14 protein-coding genes and 2 tRNA genes are annotated in these 17,919 nt (G+C 52.9%); 12 read left to right on the forward strand and 4 right to left on the reverse strand.

The annotated features are described in order from the left end of the window. Window positions 1–221 precede the first annotated feature (221 nt). Complete coding sequence (locus ACXYMU_RS05620; protein WP_458985564.1) at window positions 222–1,316, forward strand: glycoside hydrolase family 88/105 protein; 1,095 nt, start codon at window positions 222–224, stop codon at window positions 1,314–1,316. 84 nt (window positions 1,317–1,400) lie between these two features. On the opposite strand, the gene ACXYMU_RS05625 is transcribed toward ACXYMU_RS05620, so the two are convergent. Beyond that, the gene (locus tag ACXYMU_RS05625; protein ID WP_458985383.1) at window positions 1,401–2,339 is read right to left on the reverse strand and encodes a glycoside hydrolase family 43 protein; all 939 of its coding nucleotides are present in this window, start codon (window positions 2,337–2,339) and stop codon (window positions 1,401–1,403) included. Between the two features lie 372 nt (window positions 2,340–2,711). Here ACXYMU_RS05625 and ACXYMU_RS05630 point away from each other — a divergent pair, with 372 nt between their 5' ends. The 3 genes from ACXYMU_RS05630 (at window position 2,712) to ACXYMU_RS05640 (ending at window position 6,298) form a co-directional block, all read left to right on the forward strand. Next, on the forward strand, window positions 2,712–4,586 hold the full coding sequence (locus ACXYMU_RS05630; protein WP_458985384.1) for a rhamnogalacturonan lyase: 1,875 nt from the start codon (window positions 2,712–2,714) through the stop codon (window positions 4,584–4,586). A 3-nt stretch (window positions 4,587–4,589) separates the two neighbouring features. After that, window positions 4,590–5,375, forward strand: coding sequence for a rhamnogalacturonan acetylesterase (locus tag ACXYMU_RS05635; RefSeq protein ID WP_458985385.1), 786 nt, complete (start codon window positions 4,590–4,592; stop codon window positions 5,373–5,375). Window positions 5,376–5,452: 77 nt separating this feature from the next. Beyond that, window positions 5,453–6,298 (forward strand): rhamnogalacturonan acetylesterase, encoded by an 846-nt coding sequence (locus tag ACXYMU_RS05640; RefSeq protein ID WP_458985386.1) that lies wholly within the window; start codon window positions 5,453–5,455, stop codon window positions 6,296–6,298. Between the two features lie 439 nt (window positions 6,299–6,737). Here ACXYMU_RS05640 and ACXYMU_RS05645 read toward each other — a convergent pair. Continuing rightward, window positions 6,738–6,811: transfer RNA gene (locus tag ACXYMU_RS05645), tRNA-Pro, on the reverse strand. Window positions 6,812–6,861: 50 nt separating this feature from the next. After that, window positions 6,862–6,938 (reverse strand) — tRNA-Arg (locus ACXYMU_RS05650). A 712-nt stretch (window positions 6,939–7,650) separates the two neighbouring features. Here ACXYMU_RS05650 and ACXYMU_RS05655 point away from each other — a divergent pair. From ACXYMU_RS05655 to ACXYMU_RS05665, 3 genes are all read left to right on the forward strand, one after another. Beyond that, window positions 7,651–9,645: a PAS domain-containing sensor histidine kinase gene (locus ACXYMU_RS05655; RefSeq protein ID WP_458985387.1), complete on the forward strand. Its 1,995-nt coding sequence runs from the start codon at window positions 7,651–7,653 to the stop codon at window positions 9,643–9,645. Between the two features lie 8 nt (window positions 9,646–9,653). After that, window positions 9,654–10,199: a GAF domain-containing protein gene (locus tag ACXYMU_RS05660; RefSeq protein ID WP_458985388.1), complete on the forward strand. Its 546-nt coding sequence runs from the start codon at window positions 9,654–9,656 to the stop codon at window positions 10,197–10,199. Between the two features lie 153 nt (window positions 10,200–10,352). Beyond that, the gene (locus ACXYMU_RS05665; protein WP_458985389.1) at window positions 10,353–10,769 is read left to right on the forward strand and encodes an organic hydroperoxide resistance protein; all 417 of its coding nucleotides are present in this window, start codon (window positions 10,353–10,355) and stop codon (window positions 10,767–10,769) included. A gap of 124 nt (window positions 10,770–10,893) precedes the next feature. Here ACXYMU_RS05665 and sucC read toward each other — a convergent pair whose 3' ends face one another. Beyond that, window positions 10,894–12,093, reverse strand: a complete 1,200-nt coding sequence (sucC, locus tag ACXYMU_RS05670) for an ADP-forming succinate--CoA ligase subunit beta (protein WP_458985390.1) — start codon at window positions 12,091–12,093, stop codon at window positions 10,894–10,896. Window positions 12,094–12,479: 386 nt separating this feature from the next. On the opposite strand from sucC, the gene ACXYMU_RS05675 reads away from it, so the two are divergent. The 5 genes from ACXYMU_RS05675 to ACXYMU_RS05695 all read left to right on the forward strand — a co-directional run bounded on the left by ACXYMU_RS05675 (window position 12,480) and on the right by ACXYMU_RS05695 (window position 17,906). Continuing rightward, window positions 12,480–14,012 (forward strand): hypothetical protein, encoded by a 1,533-nt coding sequence (locus ACXYMU_RS05675; RefSeq protein ID WP_458985391.1) that lies wholly within the window; start codon window positions 12,480–12,482, stop codon window positions 14,010–14,012. A gap of 92 nt (window positions 14,013–14,104) precedes the next feature. After that, complete coding sequence (locus ACXYMU_RS05680; protein WP_458985392.1) at window positions 14,105–15,157, forward strand: AI-2E family transporter; 1,053 nt, start codon at window positions 14,105–14,107, stop codon at window positions 15,155–15,157. Between the two features lie 131 nt (window positions 15,158–15,288). Beyond that, a complete protein-coding gene (locus ACXYMU_RS05685; protein WP_458985393.1) occupies window positions 15,289–15,993 on the forward strand; it encodes an ABC transporter ATP-binding protein in 705 nt (234 codons plus the stop codon). A 223-nt stretch (window positions 15,994–16,216) separates the two neighbouring features. Next, window positions 16,217–16,996 carry a hypothetical protein gene (locus tag ACXYMU_RS05690; RefSeq protein ID WP_458985394.1) on the forward strand — a complete coding sequence of 260 codons (780 nt, stop codon included), beginning with the start codon at window positions 16,217–16,219 and terminating at the stop codon, window positions 16,994–16,996. A gap of 100 nt (window positions 16,997–17,096) precedes the next feature. After that, window positions 17,097–17,906: a transporter gene (locus tag ACXYMU_RS05695; protein WP_458985395.1), complete on the forward strand. Its 810-nt coding sequence runs from the start codon at window positions 17,097–17,099 to the stop codon at window positions 17,904–17,906. Window positions 17,907–17,919: the final 13 nt, after the last annotated feature.

Raw genomic sequence — 17,919 nt, forward strand, 5'->3', positions numbered from 1 at the left:
CAGCATTTCAGGTTTAATCAAATATAGTGATGCCCTGCCGCAAAGCTATCCTGCCCTGACCTGCCTTCGGAACCGCTCGCGGCTGGCTTTGCAGGATAGTGCAGGATAGGAGATAGGGGAGCAAAGGTTAACTTGGCTTTCTACTACATCATCAAGGTTAACGTAATAGCATGCGCACGTATCATTTCCCCTATTGGACAAGTCTCTTGTTCGGTGTTTTTATGATGGGCTGTACCGCCAAAGTGGGTACCACCAGCCAGCTTCCCCAAAAGAAGGAAGTGCTGGAAACCCTTACCCTGGCCAATGCCTATTTTATGCAGAAGTGGCCCGACCCCGGCAAGGAGGTCGTGACAAACAAAACGCGCCCGAGCAACCTCTGGACCCGCGCCGTATATTATGAGGGGCTGATGGCGCTCTACGAGGCCGACCCGCAGCAGCGGTACTATGACTATGCCGTGGAGTGGGGCGAGAAGCACAACTGGGGCCTGCGCAACGGCATGGAAACCCGCGATGCCGACGACCAGGCCGCCGGGCAGACGTACCTCGACCTCTACCGGATCGACCCCAGGCCCGAGCGGATCCGCGACATCAGGGCCTCCGTTGACCGGATGGTGAACTCTGAAAAGAAAGACGACTGGCACTGGATTGATGCCCTGCAAATGGCCATGCCGGTATACGCCAAGCTAGGGGTGCTTTACCAGGACGATGCCTACTACGAGAAGATGTATGATCTTTACGCGGCGGCAAAAAATGACATCGGAGGCGGTCTTTACAATACTAAGGATAGCCTCTGGTGGCGCGATGCCGATTTTGTGGCCCCTTACACAGCACCCAACGGCGAAGACTGCTACTGGTCGAGGGGTAACGGGTGGGTAGTGGCGGCGCTCGTGCGTGTGCTGGAGATCATGCCAAAGGATGCCCCGCACCGTGCCGAGTACCAGCAAACGTACCTCGAGATGATGAAGGCCCTGGTGCCGCTACAGCGCCCGGACGGCTTCTGGAACGTGAGTCTCCACGACCCCACGCATTTTGGCGGGAAGGAAACCACGGGCACGGCCCTGTTTGTGTATGGCATGGCCTGGGGTGTGAACAACGGCTTGCTGGACCCAAAGGTATACACCCCTGTGATTGCAAAGGCCTGGGATGCGATGGAAAAGGACGCGGTACACCCGAATGGCTTTTTAGGCTACGTGCAGGGCACGGGCAAGGAGCCGAAAGACGGGCAGCCGGTTACCTATACCAGCAAGCCGGATTTTGAAGATTACGGCCTCGGCTGCTTCCTGCTGGCGGGCACCGAGATCATGAAAATGAAATAGCCCCGCGCAAAGCGACAAAGAGAAAAAAGGGGAGCATCCGCTGCGATAGGCAACGAACGCTCCCCTTTTTTGTGCCTCACACAGCTACTGAAGCTTCCCGAACTCCGCTTTAGTTACTGTAAAAATAGAGCCGTGGCGCATGCCTTTCGGAAATGAAATCTGATCCGAGATATCCTCCCAGTTTTTTAAGTCCGATGACCGGACAGCCCCCATGCTGTGTGCGGTGTATTTGTCGAAGTACACGATCCAGTTGCCATCCTGGCGCAAAGCTGTCGGGCCCTCCGCCCAATAGTTGCCCGTGATGGGGGCGCTGGCCGCGCTATAGGGGCCGGTCAGGTGTTGAGCATAGGCAACGCGCAGGTTTTTGGCGGCGGGCTCGCGGGTTTCGTCTTTCAGGAACATCACATACCGGTCACCGTCAGGCACGATGGTGGCATCGATCACGTTAAAGCCCGGCTCGTAAAGCAGCTTCGTGTCCGAAAAAGTCTCAAAGTCCCTGGTCGTGGTGTAGTACATGCGGTGGTTATACCCATTGTCGGCGGTCGACTGCGTTTCGGGGTATAGGCCCGTGATAGTGGTAGCCCAGTAAATCATGTATGCTTTGTTTTGGGCGTTGTAGGTAATCTCGGGAGCCCAGGTATTGCGGGCGTTGGGCTCGTGCGCCATCACGGGTATAAACCGCTGCTCCGACCAGTGCACCAGGTCTGGGGAACTGGCGTACCCAATCCCTTTCTCGTTCCAGCTAACCGTCCAGACCATATGGAAGCGGCCGTCGCCGCCCCGGATAATGCAGGGGTCGCGCATCAGCTTGTCGTTTCCGGCAGTGGGCTTCACAAAAATCGAGTCCTGTTTCAGGGCTTGCCAGTTATACCCGTCCAGGCTGTAGGCCAGGTGCAGGCCATCGCCGTTCCCCTTAAAATACGAGAACAGGTATACCTCCTCTCCCCGGTCGGGTTGCTGTTGGGTTGGGAGGCCGGCACAAGCCGAAAGCGACAGAAGCAACAGGAACAGTAATTTTTTCATGGATAAAGGCTGAATTTAATTTCAAACAGAGGGTGTGACGCTTGTGAGATTGATGCAAAGCGAGCAGCGGCGGGGGTGGCATGCGTGGTAGGGCAGGTATAAAACTGCGGGTTAAATATCTGATGAATACGGCTAAGTTGCAACCTCATCCTCGAAACTCCTGAGACCCCTCCGGTTTTCCTGCATCAAAACGCTTCACTCCAATTGGGTCACGTATAAACGAAATGCCTTTCCTCTCCATGGCATGGCTACTCCCGCCACGGCATACCGGACACTACAGGATATAGGCGTGGAAAAAAAATGGCACTTTGTAGTTCGCTCCTAAAATGACACTCCCAACGCGTGACTTCTAGTATAAAAGGCAGCTGCTGCATGAAGAAAAAGAAAGGTATAAGATTCAGTTTTTCAAAATTTTCGATCATAGGTTTGCTGCTATTTGTCGCTGGCAATACGATGGCGCAACGCGTGTTGGAGAACCTGGACCGCGGCCTGGTGGCGGTAAACCAGGGAGAAGGAAACGTATACGTGGGGTGGCGCATGCTGGGCACTGACCCGGACGACGTGGCCTTTAACCTGTACCGCCAGACAGGCACGGCATCGCCCGTCAGGCTAAACAGCGCACCCCTCACCGAGAGCACCAATTTTGTAGACACCGGGGCCGACCTGCAGCAGCCGAATACTTATTTTGTGAAGACGGTTGCCAGGGGCAAAGCGCGAAAAACAGCCGGGAGCTTTACGCTCGCTGCGCAGGCACCTGTACAGCAGTATTTATCCATCCCCTTGCAAACCCCTGCGGGCTATACCCCCAACGATGCCGCTATCGGTGACCTCGATGGCGATGGCATGTACGAGATCGTGCTGCACCAGGCGGGCCGCAGCCGCGACAACTCCATGAAGGGCTTTACAGACGAGCCGATCTTTCAGGCTTACAAACTGGACGGCACTTTGCTCTGGACCATCAATCTGGGCAAAAACATACGCGAAGGCGCGCATTATACCCAGTTCATCGTGATTGACATGGATGGCGACGGCAAGGCCGAGTTCGCCTGCAAAACCGCCGATGGTACCTTAGACGGTAAAGGGAAAGCGATCGGGGAGGCAACAGCAGACTGGCGCAACGCAGATGGCAAGATACTGGAAGGGCCTGAGTTTTACACCGTGTTCAGTGGGCAAACCGGCGAGGCCCTGGCCACCACTGATTATATTCCGGCGCGGGGCAACCTGGGCGGCTGGGGCGGTGTTGGCGGGAATGGCAAAAACGATGCCTCCGGCAACCGGGCAGACCGCTTCGTGGCCGGGGCCGCTTACCTCGACGGCAGGCTGCCAAGCGTGCTGATGTGCCGCGGCTATTACGGCCGCTCCGTTATTGCTGCCTGGGACTACCGCAACGGCAAACTGACCTCCCGCTGGGTTTTTGATTCGAAAGACGGTAGCAACCCCTATTCCGGCATGGGTAACCATGGCCTCAGCGTAGCGGATGTGGATGCGGACGGAAGAGACGAAGTGGTTTACGGGGCCATGGTGGTAGACGATGATGGCACGGGTTTGTATACCACCGGCCTGCGGCACGGCGATGCCCTGCACGTCACGGACCTGGACCCTGCAAGGCCCGGCCTGGAGGTGTTTGGTGTGCACGAGATAGAAGAAGAAACCACTGGACCCGGCGTAGCCATGTTTGATGCCCGGACGGGGGAAGTCCTGTGGTCTGGCCTGGATGGGCAGGACGCGGGCAGGGGCGTGGCCGCCAACATAGACCCGGCCAACCCCGGGGCCGAGATGTGGTTCTCGGGCGCAGAAGGCCTGCTGAACCTGAAGGGGGAGCGCATTGGCGACAACCCGCCCTCCACCAACTTTCTTATTTGGTGGGACGGCGACCTTACCCGCGAGTTACTGAACAGCAACCACATCGATAAGTATGGGCAGGGCCGCCTGTTCACCGCCGAAGGCTGCACCTCGAACAATGGCTCCAAGGCCACGCCCGCGCTCAGTGCCGACATCCTGGGTGACTGGCGCGAGGAGGTAATCTTCCGGACAAACGACAACCAGGAGCTGCGGATTTTCACGACCACGATCCCGACCACACACCGCATGCCCACGCTCATGCACGATGCGCAGTACCGCATGGCCATCGCCTGGCAGAACACGGGGTATAACCAGCCGTCGCACCCCAGCTTCTACCTCGGCGAGGACAGGGAACTCCCCAAGCGTGCCCCGGTGAGGGTGGCCAAGTCTAAAAACAGAAAATAACCAATGAGACTTCAAAAAGCTATATCTCTCTTCTTTGTGCCATTGCTCTTCTTGGTTGCCTGTGCCGTCGGGTTTAACCCAAAGCAAAAGCCCACGCTCTACATCATCGGCGACTCCACCGTGCGAAACACCAACGAGGGCTATGGCGGCTGGGGATCCTACATTGCAGAGCAGTTCGACACGACAAAAATCCGGGTGAGCAACCAGGCGATGGCAGGCCGCAGCACCCGTACCTTTATCAAGGAGGGCCGCTGGGACAGGGTGCTCACCGCGCTTAAGCCGGGGGATTTCGTGCTCATGCAGTTCGGCCACAACGAGGGCAGCGAACCGGATACCTCACGTGCTGGTTACCGCGGCGTGTTGCGCGGCACAGGACCGGAAACGAAGAAGCTGACGTGGAAAGACGGTGAGCAGGAAGTGGTGCATACCTATGGCTGGTACCTGACCAAATTCGTGCGTGAGGCCAAAGAGAAAGGCGCTACCCCGATCATCGCCTCCATGATTCCGCGCAACCAGTGGGAAGGCGGAAAGGTGTTGCGTGCCGACGACACCTTTGGCAAATGGGCCCGGGAAGTGGCCGAAGCCGAAGGGGTTCACTTCATAAACCTGAACAAGATAACGGCTGAAAAGTACGAGCAGCTCGGCCCCGAAAAAGTGAAGGCGCTTTTCCCCACCGACCATACCCATACCAACCCCGAAGGTGCCCGGATAAATGCGGCTTCGGTGGCGGAGGGTCTGAAGTTGAACAAGCGGCACCCTTTAAAGAAATACCTGAAAAGGCCCAGCTGACGTTTGCCCTCAGCGGCACTTGTTTCGCATCCCCTTTTTCATGGTAATTTAACTTCGATCTCATCAATTTTCTACCTATGGCATTCTATACCCCTTTCAAAAGCAACTATACCTATCTGGCTCTCGTGCTCGTCTTTTTTTCAGCTTCCTGTGTGGCGCTCAAGGGCAACCAGCCCAAGCCCACTTTGTACCTGATCGGCGACTCTACCGTGAAGAACGGTCAGGGCAGGGGAGACGGAGGCTTGTGGGGATGGGGCGACTTCCTGGCCCCGCATTTCGACACCGCCCGGATAAACGTGGAAAACCATGCCCTTGGCGGGACCAGCAGCCGCACGTTCCGGACACAGGGCCACTGGAACAAAGTGCTGCCCAACATCCAGCCCGGAGATTATGTGCTGATACAGTTTGGCCACAACGACAGCAGCCCCGTCAACGACACGCTGCGCGCACGCGGCACCCTCAAAAACAATTCCGACGAAGCCGTGGAGATAGACAACCTCATCACCAAAAAACACGAAGTGGTGCACTCCTATGGCTGGTACCTGCGCCAGTATATCTCCGAGATCAAGGCCAAGGGGGCGACCCCTCTTATCCTGACACCCGTGCCGCGCAATGTATGGGAAAACGGCAAAGCCAACCGCAACAGCGCGGACTATGGCAAGTGGGCCGCCGAAGCTGCGCAGCAGGAAAACGTTTTTTTTATCGACCTGAACCAACGCATCGCAGACCGTTACGAGCAGGAGGGGGAGGCGAAAGTGAGGAGCGCCTACTTTAACACCAAGGACCATACCCATACCATCGAGGCGGGGGCCAAGGTAAACGCAGCGGTGCTAGCAGAAGGCATCCGGGACACGAAGAAGCTGGACCTGGGCAAGTACCTGATCAAGCAAGGCAAAACGGCAGGTATGGCCTCCGGGCGCTAAGCAAGGATGGGGTTGGGTATGGCTTGCTGTTGGAGTTGGATAGCCGGTTAAGTTATGGTTGACTCAGTGTTTTAGCTTGGCTTAAAGTTTAGAATAAACGTGTATACCCGCCTTCCATTTACTTTAATCTCTAGAGAGATTGGGGTTGCTCGGGATGTGTTGTTTTACTTCGACTGACAACAGCCAGGACGGAGAGCGTCTTTCATGTTCTTGCGCCTTTAAAGTCCCATCAGAATTAACAAAAGCTAATTGTATGGATGAGTTTCGGGTGGCGGCTATTCTTATCGTTAACTGTTCCCGCCAGATTAGCCACAAGTCACGAGCAGTAAACTGAAAATAGAACAACAGGTTACTGAAGCAATTCTTGGAGGAACATCTGATGTTAAGTTAACCAGAAGCAAAAAAGCCTCGCCAGCATAAACTGACAAGGCTTTTAAAGTCGGGGTGGCAGGATTCGAACCTACGACCTCCACATCCCAAATGTGGCGCGATACCGGGCTACGCTACACCCCGAACTTGAGCCAGCTGGGGAAAGCCCTGTGTCAAAACAAGGCTTTCTTGGCTGGTGCACCCGAGAGGATTCGAACCCCTAACCCTCGGAGCCGAAATCCGATATTCTATCCAGTTGAACTACGGGTGCAAGTGCTGCAAAAATAGGAACTAAGTTGATAAAAGAAAAAATTATACCCTAAATTTTACTGCCCGCTGAGTGCGAAACTCCACAGTTGGTTCTGTTACAGTTGGTTGCTTATGTGAAACGCCTCAAGTTATTTTCATACGCCTCACCCATACCAGGTCATTGATACAGAAATAGCCCCAAAAGACCACTGGTCATACCTGGCCTAAAGGTTTGATCGGGTTCTGTAACAGGGCCTAAAGGAGTAGCGCACCTGCTTGGATGTTAGCCAGAAGCATGGCCCGGGAGAGCTAAGGAGGTAGCACCTTATTCATTTAAAAAAATAAATTTAAATAAATGGGCCTTTCGGGTAGAGTGTTATATAACATAAGATGACAGATATTGTAATTTGATGAGGTGTATCATGTTTTAGGTATAAGCTCATGTAGTTAAAATTATATTAATGGCTCTGTTTAGGAGCGATTTAAGTGAATAGGGTAGAATTATTGCAATCTCAATGGTTTAACTATATTTGCTGCACAAAGAGTTGTGTTTTAATTTTTGAGCCATTGATATGGAAATCGAACAGAACTCAATAATGTGGGAGAACCTTAACGCATTACCGATTCTATTTTGCTTATTCGACCAGGGAGGGACCTGTATAAAGGCCAGTAATGCTTGCAAAAGTATACTAGGCTTTGAAAGCAGCATGCTGGCAGGTCGGAATTTTACAGATATGCTGCTGTCGGATAGCGGCCCTGCTGCCAAAACTGCTATACATCATCTGCAGCAAGGCATTAATTCGCCTGGCCTAAGAAGCTATTTCCGGCGCCAGGGTGGTGGAAAGGTACTGCTGGAGTGGTCGGGGGTATGGGACCAGGCAAATCGCACATTCTTTTGTGCTATGCAGCAAGTGCCTGCGCACGTTCCGGCCGATGTACAGGAACAGCGTTACCAAGCCCTGTTTAACAACAGCCCTAACCTTATCTTTTTCGAAGACTCCATGGGGCTGGTGACGGATGCGAACCAAAGCCTGCTCGATACCTTCGGAATAAACAAGCTGCAGGTAATCAGGCAGACCGCGGCAACGTTTTTAGCGCCTGAGATGGCTAACCTAAACAGCCAATACCTTTGTTTTGCCTTGCAGGGGAGTGAAATGCGCTTCGATCTGAAACAGGAGATCAACGGGGAGATGAAGTATTTTGACGTCATCAAACACCCCATAGTAACAGCCGGCAAAGTGGTGTATGTGCAGACCGTCGCGAAGGACATCACGCCTATTTTTCGCTCGTACGAAGTTATACAGCAGCAGGCCTGGAAACTAAACACGGTATTTGAAAGTATCACAGACGCGCTTTACCTGCTGGATAAGAACTGGAACTTCACTTACATCAACAGCGAAGCACAGAGGCTCCTGAACCTGGACCGGGCTTATCACATCGGCAAAAACATCTGGGAGGTTTTCCCGGAAGAGATTCACGGGAAGTTTTACCAGGAGTACTACGCCGCTGCCCAGACTGATAAATCGGTGCATTTCGAGGCCTACTATAGCCCGGGCAACATGTGGGTAGAGGTTAAGGCTTTCCCATCCTCCGAAGGTTTGTCTGTGTACTTCTCCGATATCACAGCGCGTGTCAGGGCAAAACAGGAGCTGGAAAAGCTGTCATTAGTGGCTAGCAAAACAAATAACAGCGTTATTATAGCCGACAAGCATTATAAGATAGAGTGGGTGAACGAAGGTTTTACGCGCCTGCTTGGCTATTCGATGGAGGAGGCCCTGGGCAAGAGCCCATCAGATCTGTTGCATAACCACCAAACAGACAGAATGGCTTTTACCGCGCTGCAGGAAAAGCTCAGGCACGGAGAAGCCATTTCTCTGGAAACGCTGAACAGTAACAAAAGCGGTGAGGAGGTATGGCTGTCGGTGGAGATAAACGCTGTTTTTGATGAAGCAGGCGAAATCTCCCGTTTCGTGGAAGTGCAGACGGACATCACATCGCTGAAGGAATCTGAGCTGGAGCTGAGCAAGCTAGCCAAAGACCTGTTCCGACAGAACAACGCTCTCCAGCAGTTTACTTACATCGTGTCGCACAACCTGCGGCTGCCGGTTGCCAACGCAATCGGGCTTACGAACCTGCTCACTAAACTCGACAAACATTCGGAGGTCTACGACAAAGCGGTAGCCAACCTAAAGCTGAGCATGGGCACGCTTGACACCGTGCTCCGGGACATCAACACGATCCTAACTCTACAGGACAGCAAAGTAGACCTGGTGCAGGAAGAGATAGATTTAAACGCCGTTTTGCAACAAGCCCTATGCGCACTGCAGGGGCCATTGCTGGAAAGTGGAGGGCATTTGCACAATGATCTGGAGCCAGGGCTTATGCTGCGAGGGAACAAGGCGTACCTCTACAGTATTTTTTACAACCTGCTTTCCAACGCGATCAAGTACAGGGCTGAGGAGCGCGTACTGAAAGTGCTTGTGCGGAGCCTGAGCCATACTGCAAAGGGCGTGTTACTCTCTTTTGAAGACAATGGCTCTGGCTTTAACATGAAACAGGCCAGCAACCATGTCTTTAAACTGTACAAACGGTTTCATAAGGACAGGAAGGGGAAAGGCATTGGCCTGTATCTGGTTAAGGCACACGTAGAGGCGATGGGCGGCCACATAGAAGTGGTAAGCCATACTGGCATCGGTACGAAGTTTTTGATTTTCTTACCTCAGAACTGACCCATTTTATGTTATTAAATACTCAATCCTGTCTCTCCCCCGAGGAGCAGCGGCTGGCGAAATTGCACAGCTACCGGGCCACGCCTTATTACAAGCAGTCTGGCACCTTCCAGCACATCGCCCGCATGGCAGCGCATATTTTTAATGTGCCGATCGCCTTGGTAAACTTTGTGGACAACACAGAGGTGTTAACGGTTGCTAACCACGGTTTAGGTGACTTATATAGCTCTGCCCGGGAGATAAGCCTTTGTTCGATGGCCATTGAGCAGGACGCGGTGCTGGTGTTCGAGAGCGCGCGCGACGAACCATGCCTGCTATCAAACCCGGCAGTACACGGCAACCTGGGCGTGCAGTTTTACGCCGGAGCGCCACTGTTCACACCTGATGGCTATAAAATAGGGGTTTTGATGATCGTGGATATGCTGCCTCGCAAGTTCTCCGCCGATGACCGCGACATGCTGGTAAGCCTGGCGGCATTGGTAGTAGAGGAGCTGGAAGCCCATCAGTCGTTGGGTGTTCAGTTGGATGAAGCAGCAAGCCAATTATGGAATTAAGGCATCTACAAGTGCTTTAAATCCGGTGCTACGCGCACCGCTTCATGCTTCATGAACGCACCGTTATACCTGCCCCCGCTAAATCTTTAGAACATTCCGGCCTGCTCGGGAGTTAGCTAAACTATACCTATGAAACAACAAAATTAAAGTGCTATGGAGAAATTGTATACGGCAGAAGTTACTGCCACAGGAGGTCGAAAAGGACGTGTAACATCATCGGATGGTGTAATCGATATGGAGCTGTCCGTACCCGAAGGGTTAGGGGGAGCGAAGGGTAAAAGTAACCCGGAGCAGCTGTTTGCGGCAGGGTATGCATCCTGCTTCCAAAGTGCCTTACTGGTTGTGGCCGGTAATCACAAGGAGCGCCTCGACCCGGAGTCCACAGTAACAGCACACGTGGATCTTCTGAAGAACGACGAAGGCGGTTATAGCCTGGGCGTAAAGTTAGCCGTAGACCTGAAAGGGGTGGATGGCGAAAAAGCCAGGCAAATGGTGGACGAGGCGCACCAGATCTGCCCCTACTCGGTGGGCACGCGCGGCAATATAAACGTAGAACTGGAAGTGGTTTAAGCTTTTAGAGTGAAAGACTTGAAATTCGCGTGAAGGATTTTAACTTGACTTAGCAAATTCGTATAAAACAGAACAGGCTGCCCATATGGGCAGCCTGTTCTGTTTTATACGAATGGGAGAGGGATTATTTCACCTCAGCCAATACTTGCTTTACTTTCTCTGCAGCTTCTTTCAGCGCCACGGCTGAGTAAACCTTCAGGCCAGACTCATCAATGATCTTAGCGCCTTCCTCAGCATTTGTTCCCTGCAGACGAACGATGATCGGCACACGGATGTCGCCGATGTTTTTGTAAGCCTCTACCACACCGTTGGCAACACGGTCGCAACGTACGATACCGCCGAAGATGTTGATCAGGATGGCCTTTACGTTTGGGTCTTTCAGGATAAGGCGGAAACCAGCCTCAACAGTCTGCGCGTTGGCCCCACCCCCTACGTCCAGGAAGTTAGCAGGATCACCGCCGGAAAGCTTGATGATGTCCATGGTTGCCATGGCCAAGCCAGCACCGTTCACCATACAGCCCACGTTGCCGTCCAGCTTCACATAGTTCAGGTTAGACTCGCTTGCCTCTACCTCCAAAGGATCTTCCTCTGATGTGTCGCGCAGCGCAGCCAGGTCCTTGTGGCGGAACAGGGCGTTATCATCCAGGTCAACTTTAGCGTCAACGGCCAGAATCTTGTTGTCTGACGTCTTCAGTACCGGGTTGATCTCGAACATGGAAGAGTCGGTTTCGATAAATGCCTTGTACAGGTTAGAAACAAACTTCACCATTTCTTTGAAAGCCTCACCCTCTAAGCCGAAAGCGAAAGCGATCTTACGCGCCTGGAAGCCCTGTAGGCCAACAGCCGGATCGATCCACTCCTTGATGATTTTCTCAGGAGACTTTTCTGCCACCTCTTCAATGTCCATACCACCCTCGGTAGAAGCCATGATCACGTTACGGCCTTTCGCGCGGTCCAGCAGGATGCTCAGGTAGAATTCCTTTGGCTCTGAGTCGCCAGGGTAATATACGTCTTGCGCTACCAGTACTTTCTGTACCAGCTTGCCCTCAGGGCCTGTCTGGTGTGTTACCAGGGTCATGCCCAGAATGTCATCAGCAACTTGCTTTACCTGGTCCAGGTTTTTGGCCAGCTTCACGCCGCCTCCCTTACCACGGCCACCCGCATGGATCTGAGCCTTGATAACATGCCAGCTAGTACCGGTTTCTTCGGTAAGCTTCATGGCAGCTTTAACAGCCTGGTCTGGCGTCTCAGCCACGATACCCTCCTGGATACGTACTCCGTAGCTTTTTAAAATTTCTTTAGCCTGATATTCGTGTATGTTCATGCTTTCAGTTTTAATGGACGCACGAAATTAAGCCTTTATTCCCTTAGATTCAAGTAAAGCTTGGGCAAATAAAGTGTTGGCCTAATATGTGCGCGGTATGGTTTTCTGCTTGTTAATGATCACTTGCTTTTCTGGCATCCCGGCAACTGCTCGTGTGTGTATGGCTGAAAATTACGGGGCTCAAAACCCGTACGCCAGTCAATCCAGCAACTTTGGGCTTTCGGGCAAAACCGAGCCAGTGCTTCCTGCCCATACGGTCAATCTGTGAATTAGGTATACCCTGCCAGGTAACTTAGGCAGCCCATCATGTGCCCGCCATACCCTCTCAGGCGGCTTCGAGCTGGGTAAATGTAAACTTTTTTGCACGGAAGCGTTAAGCATGTACCATGCAGCCAATCCCGAATAAAACCCTTTTGACGCGCTACCTTTTGTTGGTTCCCTTTCTGTTGCTTTGCTGCAGTTGCGGGAAGAAGAACTTCTACGCGGATACCCAGGTAACCAGCCCCGCTGAGTACCATAAACTGCTGACGGCACCCAATTCTATTGACAGCGTTACGGTGCAGGCAGGCAGCCATTACAAGCGAAGCTCCTTTTACGAACTACTGTGGGGAGCGCGCCACCGCTCTTCTTGGGCAACTCCCGTCACAGTCCCGATTTTGCGGCTGGATACGGTGAAGGGCGGACTAAGCGTAGAGAAAATAGGCGGAGGGATGCAGACCATCAGCGCTACTTTGGTCAGTAGCAATGGGATGACTTACGCCTTGCGCACCGTTGATAAGCGGCCCGAACTAAGCCTGCCGGCTGTGCTCCGCCATACCTTCATCGCAGATTTGGTACTTGACCAGACGGCTTCGCTGCAACCCTATGCGCCCTTGGTGGTGGCGCCACTTTCTGAAGCCGTAGGAGTCCCCCACGCCAATCCCGTGCTCTATTATGTAATACCCAACGATACCGCCCTGCAGCATCACAAGGAGCTGTTGAGCGGCAGGCTGTATACCCTGGAAGAGAAGTACAGTGACGCGCGTGCCTTGCGCGGGAACCTGGCGGCGGCTTATACCATCGTGGGCACAAAGGAGATGTTTAAGCGCACGAACGCCCATAACAGCCACGTGGTGGACCCAATGGCCTATGCCAAGGCCAGGCTCCTGGACTTGCTTATCGGAGACCGCGACAGGCACGAAGACCAGTGGGAATGGGCTGTGTTCAGGGAAGGAAACAGGCATGTGTACCGTCCGCTCCCCAAAGACAGGGACAATGCCTTTTTTATGTATGATGACGGCTTGCTGTCCTGGCTCTTTAGCCGCAAGTGGGCGCAGCGCAAGTTCGTATCCTTCCATGGCAACTACCACGATGTGAAGGGGCTCATGCTGAAGTCTGAGGAGTTGGATGCGGGCATCTTGCCGGGAGTAACGGCGCAGCAGTTCGACTCGCTGGCCCGCGAGATGCAGCATCACCTGACAGACCAGGTCATCGAAGCGGCTGTCAGAAGATTGCCTGCGGCGGTGTACCAGGAGTATGGCCCTACGCTGGCCCTGAAGCTGAAAAGCCGACGAGATGCCCTGGATGAAGCCACCGGCACGTTCTACAGGGTATTGGCTGAGGAGGTAGAAATTAAGGGAACAGACGACCCGGAGCGTTTCGAGATAACAGGTATAAACGAGCGGCAAGTGGCTATAAAGGTTCAGTCAGTTGCCGATGGGGCCGTGCTCTACCAAAGGACATTCCGGTACCCTGAAACAGAGGAAATTACGTTACGGGGGTTGGGAGGCAATGATGTGTTTGTGGTACTTGGTCAGGGAAAAAACAAGTTTAGAATCGCCATAAAAGGCGGGGACGGAGAAGACAGCCTGACCAGTGCAACAGACGACGGGAATAGGAGGAAAAAAGGGACCACCACCAGCGTGGAGGTGATGAAGTGATATTTTAACCCTAACAAAGAGGTTTGTAACGCATATCGGCCAAAGCTAGTAAACAGGGACAACTAAATAATCCTAGCCCTTCAAATTGAGATATGCCTGAAATTTATAGTTATTCCAAGCGTGTTGCCCTCGCCGCTTTTATCAGCCTGCTGCTCTTGGCGGGTTTTTATTTGATAGGGCAGTATATCTATTTTTTTCTCCTGGTTTTCTCTGCTGTTCTACTGGCGGTGCTGCTCTGTGGCATCACCGATTGGCTGGAGGCTAATTTAAAGCTGAAGCGCGGATTGGGTGTATTACTAGCGGCGCTGCTTTTCTTCGGGGTGATTGTGGGCATGTTCTGGCTGATTGCGCCTACCGTAGGGACGCAAGTACAGGAAATGCAGCAGGCGCTACCAGAAGCAATCTCGAAGGTAGAGGACTGGTTACGAAATTATGGCTGGGGCCAGCAACTGATTGAGCAAGTGCCCGAAGACCTGAGCAAGGCTATCCCAAAACAGAAGGCGCTGGTATCCAACCTGACGGGCGTTTTCTCATCTACCCTCAGTTTTCTGGCAGACCTGGGCATTGTTCTGATCACGGCTTTGTTCCTGGCCTCAGACCCTAAAATCTACACGGTGGGCTTTACCAAGCTGTTCCCGGTGCGGCACCGCTCCCGTTTGATTCAAGTGTTGGGGATGTGCTACAAAACGCTGCGCATGTGGCTGCTCGGGATGTTGGCGGCTATGGTAATCGTAGGGGTCACTACGGCCATCGGCTATCGTATGATCGGGCTCCCGTTGGCGTATGCCCTGGCGCTGCTCGCTTTTTTCCTCGCTTTTATCCCGAATGTGGGGCCATGGATTGCGGGGGTGCCGGCCATTCTGATTTCCCTGACCGTTGGCCCGCAAATGGCAGTTTACGTGCTGCTGATCTATGGCGGCATTCAGATGGTGGAAAGCTATTTGATCACTCCCATTATCTTCCAGAAAACCGTGGACCTGCCACCTGCGCTGCTCTTGTTTTTCCAGGTGTTGCTGGGTATCCTGCAGGGCGCGCTGGGCTTGCTGCTGGCAGCCCCGTTGCTGGCCGTGCTGATGGTAGTGGTGCAGGAACTTTACATCAAAGATGTGCTGGAGGCAAAGGCAGTTGAGGAGGAGCAGGTATAGCGTAGCAGGGGTTGAATAAAGCTGAGACCCTTCTGGGAAGCAGCATAACGGGTAAGCAACAAATATCCTTATATTTGTTGCTATGGCAGGAATATTGCCAGTATACAATAGCCACTAAATTTATCTGAGAAGTGCTGGAGGTTTCGAATATCTATAAAAAGTACGGTTCGCTGGAAGTGCTGAAAGGCATTAACTTATCTATTTCCGCTGGCGAGGTAGTGTCTATCGTAGGCGCATCCGGTGCCGGTAAAAGCACCTTGCTGCACATCCTGGGTACGCTCGATACCACCGACTCGGGCGAGGTGTACTTTGATGGCAAGAACATCGCCAAGATGAACGCCTCGGATATGGCCCGTTTCCGCAACCGGCATATCGGCTTTATCTTCCAGTTCCACAACCTGCTGCCGGAATTCACGGCGCTCGAAAACGCCTCACTGCCCGGCTTCTTGGCTGGCAGGCCAGAGAAAGTAGTACAGGAACAGGCCACAAAGCTGCTGGAAATGCTCGGACTGTCGCATCGCCTGCACCACAAGCCCTCTGAAATGTCTGGGGGCGAGCAGCAGCGCACCGCCGTGGCCCGCGCCCTGATCAATTCTCCCCGTATCATTTTTGCCGACGAGCCAAGCGGTAACCTCGACTCGCAGAATGCGCAGGAACTGCACGACATCTTTTTCAGGCTGCGCGATGAGTTCAACCAGACCTTCGTGATCGTGACGCACAATGAGCAACTGGCAGGTATGGCAGACCGCACCCTGGTAATGAAAGACGGTATGATTGTGCAGGAAGCTGCTACAGATGCGTTTAAAACCCCTTCTTCGTATAACCCGCCAGGGTAAGGGCATATACTTTTGCCACAGATCTGCGTATAATTTTTTTACGTTTCACCTCAACTTTTAGCTTTTAGGGACAGGAAGCGGAATAGCCCGGAAAATAATTCGAAAATAGTTTGTAACCACTTGGTTATCAGGGGGTTGTAATGCATGTTTTCTTTTATTTTTTGCACTATTTGTGTAGCCGTTCTGTTTAATGAATGTATCAAACTATGGAAGCTAAATGAGTATGAATCAGGATAATAAAGAGACTAAATCAGCAAAGAAACCAAAGATTGAAAGCTACGATATTGCAAAGTCTGATGAGACGCTTCATCTGGCAATCGATCTGGCAAAATTCATCAAGGAGAACCGCCTTTATCAGAATATACAAGGCAAGGAGTATGTGAACGTGGAGGGCTGGCAGTATGCCGGTTCCAGGTTAGGCATCCTGCCGGTGGTAGAGCATTTGGTGAATATCAGCACTGATGACGAAGTGAAGTACCAGGCCAAAGTGAATTTGCTGGACCTGCGCAGTCAGCAGGTGGTGGGAGCGGGCTTTGCCATTTGCTCTAACCGCGAGCAAGGCAAAAAATACTATCAGGAGTTTGCCATTGCTTCGATGGCCCAGACAAGGGCGATTGGTAAAGCATACCGTAACATCCTGGCCTGGATTATCCGGGCGGCAGGGTATGAGCCTACACCGGTAGAGGAAATGGATTATGCTGGCAATGACCAAAACGGTAAGCCAGCTGTGCCAACCGAGAAAAAGGTAACCATGAAATCGTCTACCCATACGGCCCCAGCCGCCGCCGCTGAAGAGGAGAAAAGCACGAGTGTGCGCTATGCCTCGGCCAAGCAAAAGGAGACGATCATCAGCTTATTGAATAACCCGACCATTACGCGTCAGGAGAAAACGAAGATGTTACTCAACATCAACCGCTTCGATGAAGAGCGTGCGGCGCAGGCCATCGAGAAGCTGAAGAAGGTGATCGAAGACCGCGAAGACGGCCAGTCGGCTGCGGCATAAGCTGCACTGAATAGCAGCAGTATAGAACGCCTGCCCCTTTTATTGGGGCAGGCGTTTTTTTATGGTGAAGCGTATACTAGGCAACCAAACCTAGCAGCCCATGACACGCTACAATTCCTTCGCTATTTCCTGGAGTATCCTGCTGCTGCTTACTGCGCTTTTACTTCCGTTTTCGGCATGTTGGGCGCAGCAAGACGATGCTGTGGCGGTCAAACCAATTAGTACAAACAGGCCTAATTTCTCACAAGGTTCAGATGTGGTGCCACAAGGCAGCGTGCAGGTAGAGGCTGGTATAAGTTATTACAAGGACACCCCGGCGAATGAGGAAATCAAGGCCCATACCTACCCGGATGTGCTGGTGCGGGTAGGCTTGCTGCAATGGCTGGAGCTGCAAGTAGCGGCGAGTGTGCAGGATTCGGTGGTGCGCGAAGGGGCAGTCCGCCGAAAAGTGAACGGCTTGGGGCCGCTGGCGGTGGGGCTTGTTACTCACTTGCTGGACGAGCAACGTTATACCCCTGAGCTGGCTTTTAAGGGAGCACTTACACTGCCCGTTGGCAATCGCGCGCTAATTCCAGATAACCCGGAACCATCCTTCACAGTGGCAGCATCGAAGCAAATCATTCCTCAGACAAGCCTGTTGCTGAATGCCGGGTATAGGTGGGAAGGCGGTGACCCGGTCAGGGAAGTGATCCTTGCCTTGAGTACGTCTGTAAGTGATGCCCTGTCAGTATACGCCGAAGCGGTAAACGATAAGCCGAAAGGTCAGCAAGCTGCTAACTTTGCCGATGTGGGAGTGCTGTGGCTGCTGAAGCCCAATTTGCAACTGGATGTAGCAGTAGGCAAGCAACTCAACGACATAGCAACCGATTTCTTTATTACCACGGGCATTTCGTTCAGGCTACCCCGGTAGTTTCGCAACCAAG

Source organism: Pontibacter sp. CAU 1760 (genome assembly GCF_054482735.1).

Bases quoted from the DNA above. Each gene is read 5' to 3' on its own strand.
- ACXYMU_RS05620 (WP_458985564.1), top strand. From the start codon at position 222: ATGATGGGCTGTACCGCCAAAGTGGGTACCACCAGCCAGCTTCCCCAA.
- ACXYMU_RS05625 (WP_458985383.1), bottom strand. From the start codon at position 2,339: ATGAAAAAATTACTGTTCCTGTTGCTTCTGTCGCTTTCGGCTTGTGCC.
- ACXYMU_RS05630 (WP_458985384.1), top strand. From the start codon at position 2,712: ATGAAGAAAAAGAAAGGTATAAGATTCAGTTTTTCAAAATTTTCGATC.
- ACXYMU_RS05635 (WP_458985385.1), top strand. From the start codon at position 4,590: ATGAGACTTCAAAAAGCTATATCTCTCTTCTTTGTGCCATTGCTCTTC.
- ACXYMU_RS05640 (WP_458985386.1), top strand. From the start codon at position 5,453: ATGGCATTCTATACCCCTTTCAAAAGCAACTATACCTATCTGGCTCTC.
- ACXYMU_RS05655 (WP_458985387.1), top strand. From the start codon at position 7,651: ATGCTGCTGTCGGATAGCGGCCCTGCTGCCAAAACTGCTATACATCAT.
- ACXYMU_RS05660 (WP_458985388.1), top strand. From the start codon at position 9,654: ATGTTATTAAATACTCAATCCTGTCTCTCCCCCGAGGAGCAGCGGCTG.
- ACXYMU_RS05665 (WP_458985389.1), top strand. From the start codon at position 10,353: ATGGAGAAATTGTATACGGCAGAAGTTACTGCCACAGGAGGTCGAAAA.
- sucC (WP_458985390.1), bottom strand. From the start codon at position 12,093: ATGAACATACACGAATATCAGGCTAAAGAAATTTTAAAAAGCTACGGA.
- ACXYMU_RS05675 (WP_458985391.1), top strand. From the start codon at position 12,480: ATGCAGCCAATCCCGAATAAAACCCTTTTGACGCGCTACCTTTTGTTG.
- ACXYMU_RS05680 (WP_458985392.1), top strand. From the start codon at position 14,105: ATGCCTGAAATTTATAGTTATTCCAAGCGTGTTGCCCTCGCCGCTTTT.
- ACXYMU_RS05690 (WP_458985394.1), top strand. From the start codon at position 16,217: ATGAATCAGGATAATAAAGAGACTAAATCAGCAAAGAAACCAAAGATT.
- ACXYMU_RS05695 (WP_458985395.1), top strand. From the start codon at position 17,097: ATGACACGCTACAATTCCTTCGCTATTTCCTGGAGTATCCTGCTGCTG.